Annotated in this window: 15 protein-coding genes; 8 read left to right on the top strand and 7 right to left on the bottom strand. The window is 50.9% G+C overall.

All coding sequences use genetic code 11. From position 1 onward, the window contains the following. Window positions 1-17: 17 nt before the first annotated feature. Window positions 18-959, top strand: a complete 942-nt coding sequence (locus MHI43_RS11650; RefSeq protein WP_015734618.1) for an aldo/keto reductase — start codon at window positions 18-20, stop codon at window positions 957-959. Between the two features lie 138 nt (window positions 960-1,097). Here MHI43_RS11650 and MHI43_RS11645 read toward each other — a convergent pair whose 3' ends face one another. The 4 genes from MHI43_RS11645 to MHI43_RS11630 form a co-directional block, all read right to left on the bottom strand. Then, a complete protein-coding gene (locus MHI43_RS11645; protein ID WP_036665689.1) occupies window positions 1,098-1,640 on the bottom strand; it encodes a DUF6022 family protein in 543 nt (180 codons plus the stop codon). A gap of 127 nt (window positions 1,641-1,767) precedes the next feature. After that, window positions 1,768-2,352, bottom strand: coding sequence for a TetR family transcriptional regulator (locus tag MHI43_RS11640; RefSeq protein ID WP_036665559.1), 585 nt, complete (start codon window positions 2,350-2,352; stop codon window positions 1,768-1,770). A gap of 277 nt (window positions 2,353-2,629) precedes the next feature. Further along, window positions 2,630-3,085, bottom strand: a complete 456-nt coding sequence (locus tag MHI43_RS11635; RefSeq protein WP_036665561.1) for a VOC family protein — start codon at window positions 3,083-3,085, stop codon at window positions 2,630-2,632. Between the two features lie 123 nt (window positions 3,086-3,208). After that, entirely contained in the window at window positions 3,209-3,529 is a 321-nt protein-coding gene (locus MHI43_RS11630) for a hypothetical protein (RefSeq protein ID WP_015734614.1), read from the bottom strand. A 132-nt stretch (window positions 3,530-3,661) separates the two neighbouring features. On the opposite strand from MHI43_RS11630, the gene MHI43_RS11625 reads away from it, so the two are divergent. Both MHI43_RS11625 and MHI43_RS11620 read left to right on the top strand, forming a co-directional pair. Next, window positions 3,662-3,943, top strand: a complete 282-nt coding sequence (locus tag MHI43_RS11625; protein ID WP_015734613.1) for a GNAT family N-acetyltransferase — start codon at window positions 3,662-3,664, stop codon at window positions 3,941-3,943. A 215-nt stretch (window positions 3,944-4,158) separates the two neighbouring features. Beyond that, window positions 4,159-7,173 carry a PAS domain S-box protein gene (locus MHI43_RS11620; protein WP_036665563.1) on the top strand — a complete coding sequence of 1,005 codons (3,015 nt, stop codon included), beginning with the start codon at window positions 4,159-4,161 and terminating at the stop codon, window positions 7,171-7,173. A gap of 113 nt (window positions 7,174-7,286) precedes the next feature. On the opposite strand, the gene pepF is transcribed toward MHI43_RS11620, so the two are convergent. Further along, window positions 7,287-9,086, bottom strand: coding sequence for an oligoendopeptidase F (gene pepF, locus MHI43_RS11615; RefSeq protein ID WP_036665565.1), 1,800 nt, complete (start codon window positions 9,084-9,086; stop codon window positions 7,287-7,289). 554 nt (window positions 9,087-9,640) lie between these two features. On the opposite strand from pepF, the gene MHI43_RS11610 reads away from it, so the two are divergent. From MHI43_RS11610 to MHI43_RS11590, 5 genes are all read left to right on the top strand, one after another. After that, window positions 9,641-11,602, top strand: a complete 1,962-nt coding sequence (locus MHI43_RS11610) for a DNA mismatch repair protein MutS (protein ID WP_036665566.1) — start codon at window positions 9,641-9,643, stop codon at window positions 11,600-11,602. A gap of 83 nt (window positions 11,603-11,685) precedes the next feature. Continuing rightward, window positions 11,686-12,204 (top strand): N-acetyltransferase, encoded by a 519-nt coding sequence (locus tag MHI43_RS11605; protein ID WP_036665568.1) that lies wholly within the window; start codon window positions 11,686-11,688, stop codon window positions 12,202-12,204. 124 nt (window positions 12,205-12,328) lie between these two features. Beyond that, window positions 12,329-13,192: a class I SAM-dependent methyltransferase gene (locus tag MHI43_RS11600; RefSeq protein ID WP_015734608.1), complete on the top strand. Its 864-nt coding sequence runs from the start codon at window positions 12,329-12,331 to the stop codon at window positions 13,190-13,192. A 4-nt stretch (window positions 13,193-13,196) separates the two neighbouring features. Beyond that, a complete protein-coding gene (locus MHI43_RS11595; protein ID WP_036665570.1) occupies window positions 13,197-13,916 on the top strand; it encodes an RNA pseudouridine synthase in 720 nt (239 codons plus the stop codon). A 410-nt stretch (window positions 13,917-14,326) separates the two neighbouring features. Beyond that, a complete protein-coding gene (locus MHI43_RS11590; RefSeq protein ID WP_015734606.1) occupies window positions 14,327-15,688 on the top strand; it encodes a lytic polysaccharide monooxygenase in 1,362 nt (453 codons plus the stop codon). Window positions 15,689-15,841: 153 nt separating this feature from the next. Here the strand turns inward: MHI43_RS11590 and MHI43_RS11585 are convergent, their stop codons facing one another. Next, window positions 15,842-16,273, bottom strand: coding sequence for a MarR family transcriptional regulator (locus MHI43_RS11585; protein ID WP_015734605.1), 432 nt, complete (start codon window positions 16,271-16,273; stop codon window positions 15,842-15,844). Between the two features lie 410 nt (window positions 16,274-16,683). Next, a complete protein-coding gene (gene gyrA, locus MHI43_RS11580; protein ID WP_036665571.1) occupies window positions 16,684-19,143 on the bottom strand; it encodes a DNA gyrase subunit A in 2,460 nt (819 codons plus the stop codon). Between the last annotated feature and the right edge of the window lie 11 nt (window positions 19,144-19,154).

Below are 19,154 nucleotides of genomic sequence, written 5' to 3'. Positions count from 1 at the left end.
TCAAGGAGGAGATGAACATGAAATATATATCAATCAAGGGATTAAACAAACCCGTCTCTGCGCTCATGAAAGGAACAGACTATTTCTATCATGATTCGTACGAGAAAGCTGCCGCCAATATGGATGCTTACCTTGCGATCGGCGGCAATTCCGTTGATACCGCACATATATACTGCGGCGGTCAGAGCGAAGAAGTCATCGGCAGATACATGCAGGAAAGGGGGAACCGGGATCAGCTCGTCATTCTGACAAAGGGTGCCCATCATGACCAAAACGGCCCTCGCGTCAGCAAAAAAGACATCAAAAACGACATCACGACGAGCTTTGAAAGACTCCAGACGGATTTCATCGATCTGTACGCATTGCACCGTGACGATCCTGAGGTTCCGGCGGGGGAAGTCATCGAGGCTCTGAACGAATATATTGCTGACGGCAGTGTAGGCGCCATCGGGGTATCCAATTGGACCTGGGAACGCATTCGGGATGCCAATGCCTATGCCGACGCAAACGGCTTGGTCGGCTTTTCCTTCAGCAGCCCGAACCTCAGCCTGGCTAAGCCGAACGAACCCTTCTGGAAAGGCTGCGTCTCAGCCGATGCGGAGACGATGGCCTGGCATGAAGCTGAGCAGTTTCCGCTGCTCTCCTGGTCTTCCCAAGCGCGAGGATTCTTCACCGGGCGATTCACTCCGGAGATTCGGGACAACGCGGATCTTGTGCGGGTATTTTACAGCGATGCGAACTGGGAGCGGTTAGAGCGTGCCAAACAGCTGGCCGCTTCGAAAAATGTGACAGCCATACAGATCGCGCTCGCTTACGTACTGAACCAGCCCTTCCCTACCTGCGCGCTGATCGGCGCGCAATCGGCCGAGGAATTGAAATCCTGCGACGAGGGTTCGAACATCCGGCTGACTAAGGAAGAATTAGACTGGTTAGACCTGACGATTGATCAACGATCTTGATTCCTAACAATAAAGACGCCTTGAGCCAGGATAACGTCATCCGGCTCAAGGCGTTTTATTTTCAATTTAACGTCATCAACTCAGGCATGGAGGCCCAATCTGAAATCAGGTAGATGAATCCGTGGTTCCCGGGCCCCCCTACTCCTGCAAACTCCGCAGATATTGTTCATATTCTGCCGTAAATTCGAGCGCCTCGCTAAAGTCATCCGACTTCAGTGAAAGGACCGCAACGACGTCTTCCTTGCCTGTCTCATGCAAGGCTAGAATACGCGGCTGCCTTGGGACCCGAAACTGGGTATGGTCGTGATATACGATCGTGACGATGGTACCTAGCGGCTCTTCCTCCGGCGACAAAACGGTGCTCCACATCCAGCGCTGCTGGTCGGTTCCTTCCTCGCTTCCCCATTCCCTTGAAATGTCGAAGTCGCCCGGGAATTTCGGTGCGGGACGTATTCCTATTTCCTTGAGCTGCCTGTGTACCGGCAAGAATAACAGGTTTAAATACGTCCCGTACGCCATATCCCCACCCTCGTTGTATGCCCTTCGCAGTTTTTCCCGGTTATCGGTAAGCACCTTTTCCCAGTTCTGTTCAATATGTTCGGAAATATAGCTTCCGATGGCTTCGATCGGGTTGTCCTGCCGTGCTTCCAAAAATGCTTGCAGCGATTTCAATGGATTCATATTAACCCCTTTCCATTTCATGGATTTTGGATGTACCTCTCCAGCTTACAACATTCATGCAAATTGTAAGATTTGCTGGATATCCGGCCCATATTAGGGGTGAACCTTATCATATGCTTTAAACCCTTTAAACCCTAAATCCCTGCAGCATGCCGGCAATCACATGCATGGTTTCCTCGATGCCCTTATCCGTTTCCGGCATTTGTGCCACCAACAACGAGCATTCGTTTAAGGCTCCGGACAGGGCATGCGTCAAGGCATCAACCGGAGCGGCCTTCATCATTCCCTGATGCTGCATCAAGGCCAACTGTTCCCTCAGGTGGCTCATCGAATTCTGCTCGTCCATCTCGCGCCATGACTCCCAGCCTGCGACACTCGGGCCGTCAACAAGCATAATGCGCTTATTCTGCGGTTCGACCACGGTCGCAATAAAGGCCCGACATCCAAACAGCAGCTGATCCCAAGGATCCACGTAACGGTCGGCTTCCGCCTCCACGCGCTGCCCAATTTCCGTCTGCACTAATTCGAGTACGGCGAGAAACAGCCCTTGTTTATTCTTAAAATGATGATACAGCGCGCCGCGGGTAACATGAGCTTCGTCGGCAATTTCTTCTAAAGCCGCATGGGCATAGCCTTTTTCCGCAAATTGTGCCCTGGCCACCTTTAGCAGCAGCTGTATGGTTTCGTTCGCTTCGCTTTTGGTTCTTCTCATGATTGCGTTATTCTCTCCTATGCATCATTCGGATGCTGTTCTCAAGGACGACGGAAGCCCCAGCACTTCCTGGTCTTACACCCTTCGCCATGGAGCTTAGCGAATGCTGACGGATCCATGGACCGTATAATCAGATGATTCCGGATGTAAAAGTCAGCGGCTTGCGGCTTTTAATAAATGCCCCCGAGGAAGCTCCGGTACATGCGGCTTACCTCGATCTGACAGAAAATCCGCAAGCTCTCTTACCGAAGTAATCCTTCTGCGCGAAAGGATGTACTCATTCGCCGGTGCCGTCATCCTTCGTGGACCACACCTCTTCATTATACTGCTCCATAAAGGCTTGGGAAGGTGGAATGATCTTAATCATATCGATCAGCACCCCATTCGGGTCACTGATAATAAAATGCCGCTGGCCGAATTCCTCATCACGAATGTCCAGATGAAGCGGCAGCTTTTCCTGGATGACCAGCCTTTCGTACTCGGCATCCACATCCTCCACCTCAAAATTGAGTATCAGCCCCTGTACACGCTGCTGATAAGCAGAGGGAACCGTCGGGTGATCTTTGGACAGGATCGCCAGCTCGTAAGCGATGGGTCCCTCGATTCCCTTCTTCAAGCTTACATACCAATCCGCTTCAAAAACAACCTCAAAACCAAACAACCGTGTGTAAAAGTCTGCGCTTTCGGCAATCTGTTCTGTCATGATGACGGGATAAAATCCTTGAAGTTTCATATGGAAAACATCTCCTTGTAAATGGAATGATCCCAATTTAACATACATACAGCATGTATGTAAATATTATTTTTTAAAATTTTTCATAAAAAAAGAACCTGCGGACCGCAGGTTCTTCTTTGGCTACCACAACAAGCTGACTGCCAATAGATTGAACAATGCTAAAGGCAATACGACATTAGGATTGGGGCCGTATGGCACAAATGGAGGGTATCCCGGGTAGAAACCTCTGTTGCCTTGTTCTACAAGAATGTACACATTCTTTGCATCGACATTTATGACGATACCTTCAACGGCTTCATCATCCATCGTATGCACCCTTACCTTGCGATTCACCACGTTTTTCATGGCCGAATGGGCGCTTTCTCTATGTTTCTTCATGGAATGTACCAACTGGTGATCGCATTGAAACAGCATTTGCGGTTGAGTTGAATATTGGTTCATGTTGCTCCTCCTTCACTCTCTTCTACCCGCATTGTATGCAATTGCCCTCTCAAGGGTGTTCGCCTATCCGCAATCCGTTTAATGCACCGCCGATACGGGTATAGTACAACCAGATGAAGGAGGTTAGACATCATGGACAAACGAAATATACAAACGGGGCCAAGCAGCTTTTATATTGAGGACAACGGCAAAAAAGTAGCCGAAATTTCCTACTCCCCACAAGGAAACGGAGTGATCAGCATCGATCATACCTATATTTCTCCAGGGCTACGGGGTCAAGGCATTGCCGATGAGCTCGTACGAAAAGTGATCGGATACGCCAGGGAAGAAAACTTGAAAATCATCCCCGCTTGCTCCTATGCCGGGCATTATTTTGATAAAAACCTCGACGATCGCGCACTTCTGCACAAGTAAATATGCTGTTAAACAACCTTGGCAAACATGCAATCAAAAATGAAGCATTTGTTAGCTTGAACTTGGCCAGCCATAAGAATGCTCCCCTTATCGGTTGGCTTTCGCGTGCCCGGATTTCCAGTCAATATTTAACTTTGGTATTTTCTATTGCGATAGAGCGATCCTATCCTCTATGATCAAATGGTATAGCTTAGCTTAGGGAGGCAATTATTAACATGATGCAAACAGCGGAGAATTGGGTCTGGGAACAGATGTTTGACAAATTGCCTTTTGGGGCGATCCTGATTTCTGCGGTTGACGAGCCTGTTGCGATGGTGAACGACCGATTCTGCGAAATAACGGAATCCAAGCGTTCTGACCTGCTTCAGCTCAAACCTTCCGAAATCCAAGTTCTATCCAACCTATCTTTTCAACAAATATTGCAATCATTGATATATGACCCAACGTCCACTCTCTCAAGAGAATCATATTTTATTCGCCAGGACGGGCGCCAAGTGCATGTCGCCATGAGTATCTCCCTGCTGGAGCCCCCCTCACGAGACAGGACACCGTGGATCATGTGCTGCCTGGAACCCGGGACCGTGCAGGAGGGGACGACTTTGCCGCCGATCATCAAGAATGACGAGCTGCTGGCACTGATTTCAAAAAGCGGACAAGACCTCATATCCATCAGCAGCGCCGACGGCATTATCGAATACATCTCACCTTCTGCCACTGACATACTGGGGTACACCCAAGAGGAAATGATGGGCCAACACCGCGGTAAATACTACCATCAAGTCGACTCCGAGCAAATGAAGGAACCAGGCAAACTATTTTCGGAGAATGATAGTTTCGTTCGACGCATTCGCCATAAGGAAGGACATTATTTATGGTTTGAAACGTCGTTTCAGCTCATTCGGGGTGCTCAAGGTGAAATTGACAAGGTACTGGCCATAGGACGAAACATAACCAAACGTAAAACGGATGAGGATACGCTGGCCCATGCGCAGCGGATTGCCAAGATCGGTTCCTGGCGCTGGGACTTGATCACGCATACGCTTACCTACAGCGATGAAATGAGGCGAATTTACGGGTATCAGATCAATGCCATCGAGCCGAATCATGACACGCTGATGTCCCTGGTCATTCCGGAGGATCGCGAACGGCTGGAACAGATTGTGCGCACGGCCGTACAGGGTAGAGCAGACGAAATCATATACCGGATCCAGCTTAAAGACGGACAAATCCGAACCATCAGAGCCCAGTGGGAGGTCACCGTTACGAACGAAGGAAGACCTATGGAGATGGTCGGCATGGCACAGGATATTACCGAACAGGTGATGATCGAACAGCAGTCGCTGGAGAATGAGAATAAGTACAAGCTCATCACCGAAAATTCGCTCGATTTCATATCGCGAAGCACCATTGACTGCTTTACGTTTCTTTACTGCTCCCCTTCCTGCTACGCCCTGCTCGGGTATCGCCCCGAAGAGATGGTCGGCACCAGTACTTTTGACTACGTATACGCTGAGGATATTGCGCCGTTACAGGACTATTTAGAGAATTGCCTGGAAGGCAAAATGCTCACACCGATCACCTTCCGCTATATACATAAGGATGGCAGGCACATCTGGTTTGAGGTCAATTGCAAATATATCAGCACGCAGGGTGGTCAGAAGAATGAAATTATTTCGATTGCCCGCGACATTTCCGAACGAAAATTAATGGAATTTAAGCTGAAGGAAAGCGAGCAGCGCTACCGTTCCCTGTTCGAGTACAATCCATCGGCCGTATACTCCATGAATTTGGACGGTGATTATATAACGGCCAACCAGAATCTCCAGGAATTGACGGGATATACGCTAGACGAGCTTATCGGGATGTATTTCGGGCCGATTGTAGCAGAAAAAGACAAGGCTCGCACGCTGTTTCATTTTAATCAAGCGAAGGAAGGCATACCCCAAAGCTATGATCTGACCATCATTCATAAGGATGGACGTCCCATCGAAATCAATACCATCAACATTCCGATTTTCGTGGATGACGAAGTCGTCGGCGTTTATGGCATTACCCGGGACATCACCGAACGCATTCGGACGATGGAAGAGATCAAGAAGCTCAGCCGGGAGCTCACCCTGTTGCTGAATACGGTATCGGAGGGCATCATCGGTCTGGACATTCACGGTCAAGTCGCTTTCATCAATCCGGCCGGGGCAGCCATGCTTGATTACGAACCTGCAACGACCATTGGAAGACCGTGCGACCAGATCATCAAGGAAATTCGCCATGACGGTACTTTCTATCGCGGGGAAGATTCTCCTCTCGTTCAGGCAGTCAAACAAGGCATACCGCTGTCCAGAGCCGAAATCGTACTCTGGCGAGGAGACGGTACCAGCTTTTTAGCCGATTATCAGGTTAATCCGATTTGGGATCAAGGAGAGCGCAAAGGCGCCGTCATGGTATTCCGCGATATTACGGACGAGAAAGAGATCATCCGCGCCAAGGAGAACGCCGAACGGGCTGATCAAGCAAAGACGGAGTTTCTCACCATGATGAGCCACGAGCTCCGGACGCCGATGAACGGCATTATCGGGATGATCGAGCTGTTAAGCACGACAGAGCTAGACGAAGACCAACAGAATTACATCCATATTCTCATGGAGAGCAGCGGCTCGCTGCTGCACATCCTGAACGAGATCCTCGATTTCAGTAAAATCGAGACCGGCAATATGACCCTTAATCATGAACCGATTGATTTGCGCTCCTTGCTCGAAGTCGTCGTTGATTTATTCTCGGCGAAAGCCAAGGAAAAAGGGTTGTCCTTATCGTTCAACATCAACAGCGCCAATGTCCCCGACGTGATTATCGGCGATGCCCTGCGGCTGCGGCAGGTGCTTGTGAATCTCATCAGCAATGCCATCAAGTTCACGCATGAAGGCAGCATAACGTTGAACGTGGAAGGACTTCGCAGGACGGGCACCCAAGAGTTCACGCTTGCTTTTCAAGTAAAGGATACGGGAATCGGCATAGCGCCTGAGCTCCAGCATCAGCTGTTCACTTCCTTCTCGCAGCTGCATCCATCCTTGAACCGAAAATACGGCGGTACCGGATTAGGGCTTGCGATCAGTAAAAAGCTGGTTGAGCTGATGGGCGGCGTGATTGGCGTCGAGAGCCGTGAAAATGTCGGTTCTTCCTTTTATTTTACGATTCCGACCCATACGCTGCAGGATGTTCACACAAACCCGTAACATTCGGTCACTTTTCGTTCTCAATCTATCTGCGTCAAAAAAAGGTGATCCACGGCTTCTTATGCTGTGGGCCACCTTTTTTCTCGTTTTCGCACCGAGTGATCGGTTTCGTTCTATTGGTACAGGGATTCCAGTTCGTCTACCAGTTTGCCTACATAAGCCACCGCTTTGGAGATCGGCTCCGACGTGGACATATCGACGCCCGCCATGGCCATCAATTCCAGCGGGCTCTTGCTGCCGCCGGCCTTGAGCACTTGAAGCCATCGCTCCACGGCCGGTTGGCCCTCCTCGCGGATCAGCTGCGCCGCAGCTGTTGAAGCGGTCAAGCCTGCCGCATAGGTGTAAGGGTATAGTCCCATATAGTAATGGGGTTGCCGCATCCAAGTAAGCTTCGCGCCTTCGTCCAGTTCCACGGCGTCTCCCCAGAAATCGGAAAGCACTGCGCCCTTAAGCTCGGACAGCTTGTCTGCCGTAATCGGTTCATCGGCCATCGCATGGCGGTATACCCTTCTCTGCATTTCCGCTTCCAGAAGGTGCGTCACGTAATTGTGGTAATAGGTGCTCAGCAGTTGGAGAATGATCCAGCGCCGCATCCGCTTATCCTCGGATTGACTTAGCAAGTGATCCGCCAAGAGAAGCTCGTTCATCGTTGACGGCGCTTCGATAAAATACATGGACGGACGGGCATTGGTGATGCGTTGATAGCGAGCAGCGAGCATCAAATGGCCCGCATGCCCTACCTCGTGTGCTAACGTGAAGGCATTGCGCATATTGTCCGCCCATGCCATCAGGATATAGGAATGCACTCCGTAAACCGATGAACAGAACGCTCCGGTAGATTTGCCGATATTATCGGCATAGTCCACCCAGCGCTTGGAGAACGCGGATTCAACGATCTCGCCGTATTCGGGACCAAGAATCGACAAGGCGCTGGAAATGGTGGCACAAGCTTCTTCATAGGTTACGCTTGGATTGAAATCCGGATCCATCGGCGCTTTCAAATCGCAGAACAGCATCTGATCCAAACCAAGCTCGCGTTTCTTCAGCTTCATCAGCCTGCGCATATGCGGAGCAAGCTCCTTCAGAATCGTATCGTGGATATGAGTGTACATATCCATTGTCACTTGCTGAGGCTTGAGCAGCATGTCCGTAACGGAGTCAAACCCGCGAAGCCGGGACAGCACCACCTGCTTCTTCACTTCCGTGGCATACGCCTCGGCAAAAGTGTGACGCGCCCCCTGCAGCGACTTCGTAAAAGACGCATAGGCTTCGCGCCGAAGCTCCGTATCCTCGGACATTTCGTAGGAATTCTCATACAGACGGAACGAGACCGGCTTGGTTTCATCATTCACTTGAATGTCATCAAAGGTCATATCCGACAGCTTGCTGCGCAAATAGATGCGGTAAGGGGAACCGAGCACCTCGCCCAGCGATGCAAGCACGCTCTCCGTCTCAGGACTCAAGCGGTGAGGCTTGGACTCCAGCAGCAGCGTCAAGCTTCGGGCATAAGGCGCCAGCCCTTCTTCCTTCGTTATGTAATGCTCGATGGTTCCGTCCTGGAGATCCAGCAGCTCCGATTCAATAAATGTTAAGGAGGACTGGATGCGGGACAACACATCGCCCGTTTTGGCCGAATTCGCCAGGTTGGACGGGTTGGTTCCGTCTTCCGACTGACGCAGTCTGGCATATGCCCCGACTCGGCCGATGCTCTCCATCAACGCTTCCTGTTCATTCAAGCATTCGAGAAGTACAGATGCACCATCGCCTAGCCTGCCCTTAAACCGCGTCAATTGAGCAGCTTGCGATTCAAGCGCTTTGAGACCCGCTTCAAATTCTTCTTGCGAGACAAACAAATCATCCAGATTCCAGGTAGCCTCGATTGGAACCTCACTTCGTGTCAGCAATTTCCCCATGTATACAGCTCCTCTCCTGTCTTAAGCGATCACTGGCTGCTGCACGGCTTAAGGATTAGCAGCAGCTTCACCCTTCCATCTTATCACAGTTTTATACGGGAAACGCCTCCTCATTTAAGCCTTGACTTCCGACCTTGTTTATGGATATAGTTAATCCATACTCTTATCTAAAGGAGAGATTTTGATGTCGGTGGTCGTTCTTAACTAACCCAATTTCATATGGATCGAAATGTAAAATTCTGGGCATTTCCTGATTAGGGATATGTTTATTTTTTGATGGATTCTCATTTCGTCCGTTGAATTAGTTAAGAACTGCGGATATCAATTGAAGCCCCTTTAGGGTTTATTTCGATATGATATGGTCATCCGTGCTGAGTTCAGCACGGATTTTTTGGGTCTCCCCTCTCTACTCAGCGGGGTTATTTGGAGCTGTCCCACGCCATATCCATCGGAATAACGGTCTTTGGGCGGAAAGCGAACCTGAGTAGTTCGCTTTCCGCCTTTTTTGCGTTGTATTACCTTCAACCATTTTAGTCTAAAGGAGAATGTAACCCATGAAGCCATTGGCATTAAACAAATTGGAGTATGAGAAAATACGCACCGAACTCGAACGCTTTGCCGTATCCTATCTGGGCATTTCGCACATTCAGAAGATGACCCCCCTCACCCAGATGAAGGCCATTCGTAATAAGCTCAATGAAACGGAGGAAGCCAAAACCCTGCTGCAAAGCGGTGCTAGCGTGCCTATTCCCTCACTGGAGGGCGTTGAGTTGATCCTGGATTTGCTCGGCACCGGATATGTCCTGTCCGAGCGCGATTTCGGCCATTTGGTCCAGTATCTCAGAAGCTGCCGTCAGCTCATTCAATATATGGCCGCCAAGAGCAGCATTGCTCCGACGATCAGTTCCTACGCCTCTTCCATGCATGAGCTGCGCCAGCTCCTGTCCGAAATCGAACGCAGCATTCATGCCGGCCGCGTTGTGGATGGCGCAAGCAAAGACCTGGCGAAAATCCGCAAAAAAATCATCGTAACCGAGGAACGGATCAAGCGTAAGCTCGACAGCCTGATGAGCCGTTACAAAGGGATCATGCAAGAGCACGTCGTCAGCAAACGCGGAGGACGTTACGTGCTGCCCATTAAGAAGGAGCACCGAAAAGCCGTGAGCGGCTCGATTCTGGATGAATCGGCCAGCGGGCAGACGGTATTCATCGAACCAGCCGATATGCAGGGACTTCAGATGGAACTGAACCACCTGCAAGCCGATGAGGTCCGGGAAGAAACCAAAGTGCTGAGCGATTTGACGGCACTCGTCGAGCAGTATCAATACGAACTGAGAACCAACGCCGATACCGTCGGAATCTACGACTACATCATAGCCAGGGGCAAATACGCGATTTCCATCGGAGGGCGCAATGTGGATCTGAACCAGGAGGGATTCATCCATCTCAAATCCGCGGTTCACCCTTTAATCGGCTCCTCCATGGTACCGCTGGACTTCACCATCGGGAAACGATATAAAACCTTAATCATAACGGGTCCAAATACCGGCGGCAAAACTTCAGCGCTTAAGACGGTTGGGCTGATCACCATTATGGTTCAGTCCGGTTTGCTGGTTCCCGTAGCGGAAGGCAGCCATTGTGCCGTCTTTGACGAGGTGTCCGTCGACATCGGGGACGGGCAGAGTTTGGAGCATGCCCTGAGCACATTCTCGGCCCATATCCGCAACATCCGCGACATTTTGCAGACGGCCGGCAGGTCCACGCTGGTGTTGCTCGATGAAATGGCTTCCGGAACGGACCCGGGTGAAGGCGTCGGGTTGTCCATCGCCATTCTGGAAGAGCTGTTTCAACGTCAAGCAACGGTCGTGGTCACTACCCATTTCACCGAAATCAAAAATTTTGCCGATCGCACGGCAGGCTTTGAGAATGCCCGCATGGAATTTGATGCCGACACCCTCGAGCCGCTCTACCGCCTGCGGATTGGTGAAGCCGGTCACAGTTATGCTTTTGTCATCGCTGCTAAGCTGGGGATTCCGGAAGCGATCATTGCCAGATCACGGGAAATCACGGAGGCGGGGACGACAAGAGGTATTGCTGCCTACAGTCACAAGGATAGCTCGGACACCGAAGAACGGGCCGGAGAACCAACCCCGGGTGAATACGATTCCTTCCCTATCGAGGGTCCGGATCAACCCTTAGACGACAAGAATAAAGAAGACGAAGCCCCCGCCTCTTCCCTTTATCAGCTTGGAGATCGGGTCTATGTGCCATATTTGAAACGAAGCGGCACCGTTTATGAAACCATGGACGCTAGAGGTCATATCGGTGTCATGATTCAACAGGAGCGATTGAAAATCAACCATAAACGGTTGAAGCCCTATATTGCGGCTAAGGATCTCTACCCGGAGGATTATGATCTGGATATCGTCTTTGAAAGCAAAGAGAACCGGAAGAAGCGCAATTTGATGAAGCGCAAGCATGTTGAAGGATTGCAAATTGAAACGAAGCCGGAGTAACGATTCCTGAATAGATAATTTGGAACGATTGTACGGATAACGAAATGAAGAAACATGAACCATATATTGAAGGAGAGATAACGATGAACATACGTACCGAAACCAAGAATGATTATGAGCAGGTCAACGAACTGCTCATCCAGGCTTTTTCCGGTCAGGAAGAAGCGATCCTGGTACAACGATTGCGGGAAGACGGAGCTTTTGAAAGGGAATTGTCCATGGTTGCCGAAGAGGACGGGATCATCAAGGGTCATATTATGTTTAGCCGGGGCAGCCTTCTTGACGGCGATCATACCCATCGGGTAGCTGCGCTAGGGCCGCTGGCTGTGCTTCCGAAGTATCAACGGCAGGGGATCGGCGGGCAACTGATTGAAGAGGGGAAACGGCGGTGTCTCTCGCATGGCTATCCGCTTGTGTTTCTGTTCGGCCATCCCTTGTATTATCCGCGTTACGGTTTTGTCCAGGCCCGAAACCATGGAATCGATGTATCCCAATTCGCCGTTTCCGATGAGGTGTTCATGGTCGCCGAGCTTCAGCAAGGCGCACTTCATAACCTTCATGGCGAATTCCGTTTTCATTCCGCATTCGAAAATTTGGGGTAAACCGAAATTCATAGACCCGTATCATCCGAGTGGTTGGGTTAAGGCGGGGAATCCTTGGTGGCATTCAGCTTTCAATATGTTGTACAATAAAGTCTAAATGACTATTTGAAGGATGGTTTTCAACATGTATGTAGCTCAAGGTTGGCAAGATTACGAGGTCATCGACACCGGTGGGGGTGAGAAGCTGGAGCGCTGGGGCGATGTCATTCTAAGGCGTCCGGATCCGCAGATCATCTGGCCGATTGAACGTGAAGACGGACAATGGCGCAATGTACACGGACATTATCACCGCAGCTCGTCCGGCGGCGGGCAATGGGACATGAAAAAGCAGCTGCCGGATCGATGGACCATCTCGTACGACCAATTGAAATTTCATATCCGACCGACCAATTTTAAACATACCGGCTTGTTCCCGGAGCAGGCTGCGAACTGGCGCTGGATGATGGACAAAATCGCTTCCGCCGGTCGTCCGATCAGCGTGCTGAACCTGTTCGCCTATACGGGCGGAGCTACCGTCGCTGCGGCATCTGCCGGTGCTCAGGTCGTCCACGTGGATGCTGCGAAGGGGATGGTTCAATGGGCCAAGGAAAACGCGGCATTGTCCGGCCTGGCTGACCGCCCTATCCGTTATATTACGGATGACGTGTTTAAATTCGTGCAGCGGGAACAGCGTCGGGGAAACAAATACGATGCGATCATTATGGATCCTCCCTCTTATGGGCGCGGACCAAGCGGAGAAACGTGGAAGCTGGAACAGAGCCTGTATCCATTCCTCGAAAGCTGCATGAGCATCGTATCGGATAACCCGCTGTTCATGCTGATTAACTCCTACACGACCGGCATCTCCCCGACCGTTCTGAACAACATGCTCACCATGACCATGAAGCCGAAGTACGGCGGATTGATCAGCGCAGGCGAAATCGGATTGCCGATTACCCGCTCCGGCATGAACCTGCCATGCGGCATCCTGGGCAGATGGGAGTCCTGATTCGATGAGCAGACGGGGACCAGCAACGTATCCGGCCGTGCCGATTCTTTTCGAGGATAATCATGTGTTGGGCGTAACCAAGCCGGTCAACATCCCCTCGCAGGAGGATGCTACCGGTGATCCCGACATGCTAACCATACTGAAACAGGACATCAAGGAGCGTTATAACAAGCCGGGGAACGTTTTTTTGGGATTGGTGCACCGCCTTGACCGTCCCGTGGGCGGAGCGATGGTATTCGCTAAGACGTCCAAAGCCGCCTCCCGATTATCGGAGGCCGTCCGTAGCCGCAGCTTCCGTAAGCAGTACGTAGCGGTCGTTCACGGTGTTCCAGCGAAAACTTCAGGCCGGCTCGTGAACATGCTGTACAAGGATGCTAAAACCAACACCGTCCACGTTACCTCCAAAGGGACGGACGGAGCCAAGGAAGCCATTCTGGATTATACGGTGCTCCAAGCAGCGGAAGGCGTAAGTCTTGTCCGGATCGAACTGCACACGGGTAGACCACACCAAATACGCGTACAGCTCAGCCATGCGGGTCATCCGCTGTTCGGCGATCAGAAGTATGGAAGCAAGGTGAACAAGGCCGGCCAACAGATTGCCTTATGGTCCGTATTGGTCGGATTCCCTCACCCTGTTACCAAAGAGGACATCTCCATTCGTTCCATGCCGCCTTCCGTTTATCCCTGGAGTATCTTCAATATGGACCAGCTGGGATCGACATGACGAACCTATCAATGAATTTTTAAAAAACGAAATCCATCATTGGATTTCGTTTTTTTGTATGTCTACGCCTAATGCTATGACTATGTAACTAATTACAAATATTGTAATATTTTATCCCTCTATCATAATATATTATCCCTTTACTTTTAACAAAGAATGGCAAAGAATAGTAACCAGAATAGATTAACATTTTTTAGTTGATTTGTACAATCATGGTATGAACCTCATCTTGGGGTTTATATAGATCACGGTTGCCGAGGAGGAGGATGATCAAGGATTATTCATGAATGGAGTCGATAGCCGGTTCGTTCCTGTTTTGTGCAGAGCAAGTAAACCCGCAGCATAAGGAGGTTTGATCAGCAACAGGAGTCCGCTGAATTTCAAATTCAATATTCAAGGAGGTATTTGTTATGGATCAGGTTCAGTGTCAAACAAATCACCGCTTGCATTTGAAACCGCTGTGGATTTTTTTAGGAAGCACACTGTTGTTTTTCACCATTATGATCATTACGGCAAGCAGCGTTTCCGCTCATGGTTATATCGAATCACCGGCCAGTCGTGGTTATAAGTGCAAGCTTGGCGAGAACGTCAACTGCGGCAGAATCATCTATGAACCGCATTCCCTGGAAGGGAAAGGGAACTTTCCGATCGGCGGACCGGCGGACGGCCAAATCACCGGTGCCGGAATCTTTACCGAACTGTATGAACAGACGCCAACCCGCTGGAGCAAGGTAAACATGAACGGCGGGCCGAACACGTTTAAGTGGGTGCTGACCGCAGCCCATGCTACATCCGATTGGAAATATTATATTACGAAAAAAGGCTGGGATTCCAGCAAACCCCTCGCACGCGCAGATCTCGAATTGTTCTGCTCCTTCAATGACGGCGGCAAACAACCGCCGAACACCGTAACCCATACTTGTAACGTACCTACCGACCGCACCGGCTACTATCTCATCCTCGCCGTATGGGAAATCGCCGATACGGGCAATGCCTTCTATAACGTGATCGACGTGAACCTGAATAACGGCAGCGGCAATCAGGACACGCAGGCACCGACCGTGCCGGCGAATCTGAGAACCACAGGGGTTACAAGCAGCAGCATTTCGCTCGCCTGGAACGCCTCTACGGATAACGTAGGAGTCACAGGCTATGAAATCTATCGAGGCTCCAATCTAGTGGCAACGGTATCCGGATCCACCCTGAGCCACACCGTTACCGGCCTGCAAGCAGGCACCTCCTATACCTTTACGGTAAAAGCCCGTGACGGAGCAGGCAACGTATCACAGGCGAGCAGCCCGCTAACCGCCAGCACATCAAATCCCGTTCCGGACACCCAAGCTCCGACGGCTCCTGCCAATTTACGATCTGCGGGATCGACGTCCACAAGCGTATCATTAGCCTGGAACGCTTCCACGGATAACGTCGGAGTAAGCGGCTATGAGGTATATCGGGGCACCACGCTGGTTACGACGGTGTCCGGCAGCACGCTATCCTATACAGTTGGCGGATTATCGCCAAACACGACCTATAGCTTTACCGTAAAAGCACGCGATGCGGCAGGCAACGTATCCCCAGCCAGCAATGAGCTGCAAGTCACCACGGCGGACGGCTCTGTACCGGAAACTCCGGCCTGGGCTCCGAATACTTCATACCAGCAGGGAGCTTTGGTCACGTATGGAGGCAAAACCTATGAGTGCCGCCAAGCCCATACGTCCCTGCCTGGATGGGAACCCGCTAACGTGCCGGCTTTATGGCTGCTTAAGTCTTAACTTCATCAAATTATGCCAAGGTTCGTTAGTGACCACGTGACTAGAAAGCAATATTAGCAAAACAATGAAACCGCCCCCAAAGTCGGAGCTGCCGCAGGCAGCCAGACACGGGGGCTTCTGTGCATTCCATGTTAGGTGCTGGGTCAATAATGCCTACGCCTCGACCAGAACCTCCTGAGGAGCCGTGCTGATCTTTCCCAATAGATAGACAAGCAGCTGTTGATTATGCGAGGATATGCGGTTCAGAATCCGGGAAAGGTACTCCTCCCTAACCTGTAATCCTCGCGTATATTCCTCGCGTCCTTTATAGGATATCGTCACCCAGACGATCCGTCTGTCATTTGCGTCCCGTTCCCGTTGGATCAATTCGTTCTTCTCCATCCGGTCCAATAGCATCGTTACGGCAGCCGGACTTGTAGCCAGGTAAGGAATGAAATCGGAAGGTTTCATCCGCTTCTGCTCAGCGAGCACTTCCAGCACCATGAGTTGCGACTCCGTCAATGTCGGGGCCAATCCGGCTTCCATATGGAGTTTATAATCCTTGGCCAGCTTGGACCACACCTTGGCGAATTCGGCAGTATGCATGTTTATCCCGTCCCTTCCGTTATGTCTGTCATGATCAAACATCGAAATACTATCTGAGTTTGCGGAACTGTACTCTGATGAATGAACTTCCGTTTGAGCCAGCGTCATGATTTTCATAATAGTTTATAGGATTAACTTTTCGCTGGATGCCAGCCAATATCCTTCTTTTTTCGTTAAAAAATATAATTTCCAATCAAGCGACAAAACCCGTCATGCCTTGTGTGACGGCGTTTCTCAACATTCACCTTACTTCGACAGCGCCAGACATATGTCAAATAGTATAAATTTAAACATGCGTCATCCAACGCTAAATACAACAAAAGCACCCCGACAACCGTTCATCGAAGGTGCTTTCGTCCATTCATCTCTATTCAATCCATATCCGAATTAAAGGAAAGGCTCGCTCTTGCCTAACCTTCTTTGCCTAACTCTGCATGCGGGAGACTGACCAAATCGACAATCTGCCCGTTCTTGCCGACATCGGCCAGTAGTTTACCAATCGATTTACGCTCCATAATCGGAACTTTCTCCGTGTGAATCGGGAAAGCTTGCCCGTCTTCGCTATAAGCGTTAATCTGCAGCGGCTCGCGACAATAGAACGCGCCGACAATGGCGCTGCCGTTAGGCTTCACCCGCTTGCCTTCCTTGAACTCAAACGTGGCCATGCCTTTTCCGCCGCGGCTTTGGGCCGGATAATCCAACAGCAAGCTTCGTTTGCCGTATCCAAGATCCGTGATGGTCAAAATTTCGCCTTCATCGTTCTCCACCCATAATGCCGCAACGACCTCGTCCCCGTCTCGAAGCTGGATTCCCCGAACCCCACCGGAAACGCGTCCCATGGCATTGACTTCCTGTTCATTGAAGCGGATGCTCATCCCTTCTTTCGAGATCAGCACGATATCCTTATTGCTGTCACTCATAACGACCTGGATGATGCTGTCTTCCGCAGCTACCTTCGCAGCCGCAACCGCGCCAGACCGTTTGGTTACGTACTCCTTGAGATCTGTCCGCTTCACTTGCCCTTTGCGGCTCACGAAGACAAGCGATTTGCCCGCTTCGTCAAAGTTCGAAACCGGGATGACCGATACGATATGGTCCTCTTTCGGTACCTGGATCACGTTAACAATGGCCGTACCGGCATCTTTCCACTTGTACTCCGGAACCTGATGCACCGGCAATAAGAAATATTGCCCGCGGCTCGTGAAGATCAGCAGATTCTCCAGGGTATTGACTTCAAACAAGCGCGTGATGTAATCCCCTTCCTTGACGCCTGAGCTTTCCAGCTCACCTCCGCTGCGGGTGAAGGATAACATGCTGGTACGCTTGATATAGCCTTCATTCGACAAGGTTACGAGCACATCCTCGGCGTTAACAAGCACTTCAAGGTTCACCTTGATCTCTTCCACTTCTTCCTGGATAACCGAACGCCGGTCGATGCCGTACTTCTCCCGAATTTCGATCAGCTCTTTGCGAATGACGCCAATCAGCTTCTTATCGCTGTCGAGAATCGCACGCAAGCCCTCGATTTTCTTTGTCAGCTCGTCCAGCTCTTTTTGCAGGGAATGAATTTCAAGGTTGGTAAGACGGTATAATTGCAGCGTCAGAATCGAGTCAGCTTGTCTCTCCGTGAAACCGAACATCCATTGCAGATTGTTCTGGGCATCCTGGCGATTCTTGGAAGCCTTAATAGCCGCAATCACTTCGTCCAGTATGTTGAGCGCCTTGACGAGGCCTTCCAATACATGAGCCCGATCCTCGGCTTTCTCCAGCTCGAACTGCGTCCGGTGGGTGACGACTTCACGCTGATGGTCGATATAGGCCGACAGCATCGCTTTAAGCCCCAGCTGCTGAGGGGTTTTATTCACGATGGCAACCATATTGAAATTGTACGTAATCTGCAGGTCTGTTTTCTTGAACAAATAAGCCAGAATCCCGTTCGCGTCGGCATCCTTCTTCAGCTCCACGACGATGCGAAGCCCTTCCCGTCCGCTCTCGTCCCGAACCTCGGCGATGCCTTCGACTTTTTTCTCAAGACGAATGTTTTCCATTGCCGTAACCAGTCTCGACTTAACAACCTGATAAGGAATTTCCGTGATGACGATCTGCTGTTTACCACCACGAAGCGATTCAATGTCCGTCTTGGATCGCAGATAGACCCGGCCTTTGCCTGTCCGATAGGCATCCAAAATGCCTTCGCCGCCCATGATGATACCGCCGGTCGGGAAGTCCGGGCCTTTTATGAACGTCATGATCTCGTCCAGCTCGATCTCCGGCTTCTGCATGACGGCGATGCACGCATCGATTACTTCCCGCAGATTGTGAGGCGGGATTTCGGTGGCGAAGCCCGCGGAAATCCCGCTAGCTCCGTTCACAAGCAGATTCGGGTACCGCGAAGGCAGCACAACCGGCTCCTTCGCCGTGTTATCAAAATTGTCCTTGAACAGCACGGTTCGCTTCTCGATATCGCGCAGCAGCTCCATGGCAATCGGCGACAGCCTGGCCTCGGTATAACGCATCGCTGCTGCCGGATCATCGTCCTGGGAACCCCAGTTTCCGTGACCGTCCACAAGCACATGTCCCATTTTCCATGGCTGGGCCATCCGAACCATGCCTTCATAAATCGATGAGTCCCCGTGCGGATGGTAGTTGCCCATGACATCCCCGACGGTTTTCGCCGATTTGCGGTATGGTTTATCCGGTGTGTTACCCGAATCGTACATGGCGTACAGAATCCGACGTTGAACGGGCTTCAGGCCGTCACGAACGTCCGGGATCGCCCGGTCCTGAATTATATACTTGGAATACCGGCCAAATCGGTCACCTACAACCTCTTCCAGAAATGCCGGCAAAAATTGCTCCGATAAACTCATTCATTCACCTT

It is taken from the genome of Paenibacillus sp. FSL H8-0457 (genome assembly GCF_038051935.1).
Lineage (GTDB): Bacteria > Bacillota > Bacilli > Paenibacillales > Paenibacillaceae > Paenibacillus_AQ > Paenibacillus_AQ lautus_A.
This window is presented reverse-complemented; position numbering and strand designations above follow the sequence as displayed.

Coding starts and splice junctions, on each gene's coding strand:
- MHI43_RS11650 (WP_015734618.1), top strand. CDS start 18: ATGAAATATATATCAATCAAGGGATTAAACAAACCCGTCTCTGCGCTC.
- MHI43_RS11645 (WP_036665689.1), bottom strand. CDS start 1,640: ATGAATCCATTGAAATCGCTGCAAGCATTTTTGGAAGCACGGCAGGAC.
- MHI43_RS11640 (WP_036665559.1), bottom strand. CDS start 2,352: ATGAGAAGAACCAAAAGCGAAGCGAACGAAACCATACAGCTGCTGCTA.
- MHI43_RS11635 (WP_036665561.1), bottom strand. CDS start 3,085: ATGAAACTTCAAGGATTTTATCCCGTCATCATGACAGAACAGATTGCC.
- MHI43_RS11630 (WP_015734614.1), bottom strand. CDS start 3,529: ATGAACCAATATTCAACTCAACCGCAAATGCTGTTTCAATGCGATCAC.
- MHI43_RS11625 (WP_015734613.1), top strand. CDS start 3,662: ATGGACAAACGAAATATACAAACGGGGCCAAGCAGCTTTTATATTGAG.
- MHI43_RS11620 (WP_036665563.1), top strand. CDS start 4,159: ATGATGCAAACAGCGGAGAATTGGGTCTGGGAACAGATGTTTGACAAA.
- pepF (WP_036665565.1), bottom strand. CDS start 9,086: ATGGGGAAATTGCTGACACGAAGTGAGGTTCCAATCGAGGCTACCTGG.
- MHI43_RS11610 (WP_036665566.1), top strand. CDS start 9,641: ATGAAGCCATTGGCATTAAACAAATTGGAGTATGAGAAAATACGCACC.
- MHI43_RS11605 (WP_036665568.1), top strand. CDS start 11,686: ATGAACATACGTACCGAAACCAAGAATGATTATGAGCAGGTCAACGAA.
- MHI43_RS11600 (WP_015734608.1), top strand. CDS start 12,329: ATGTATGTAGCTCAAGGTTGGCAAGATTACGAGGTCATCGACACCGGT.
- MHI43_RS11595 (WP_036665570.1), top strand. CDS start 13,197: ATGAGCAGACGGGGACCAGCAACGTATCCGGCCGTGCCGATTCTTTTC.
- MHI43_RS11590 (WP_015734606.1), top strand. CDS start 14,327: ATGGATCAGGTTCAGTGTCAAACAAATCACCGCTTGCATTTGAAACCG.
- MHI43_RS11585 (WP_015734605.1), bottom strand. CDS start 16,273: ATGCATACTGCCGAATTCGCCAAGGTGTGGTCCAAGCTGGCCAAGGAT.
- gyrA (WP_036665571.1), bottom strand. CDS start 19,143: ATGAGTTTATCGGAGCAATTTTTGCCGGCATTTCTGGAAGAGGTTGTA.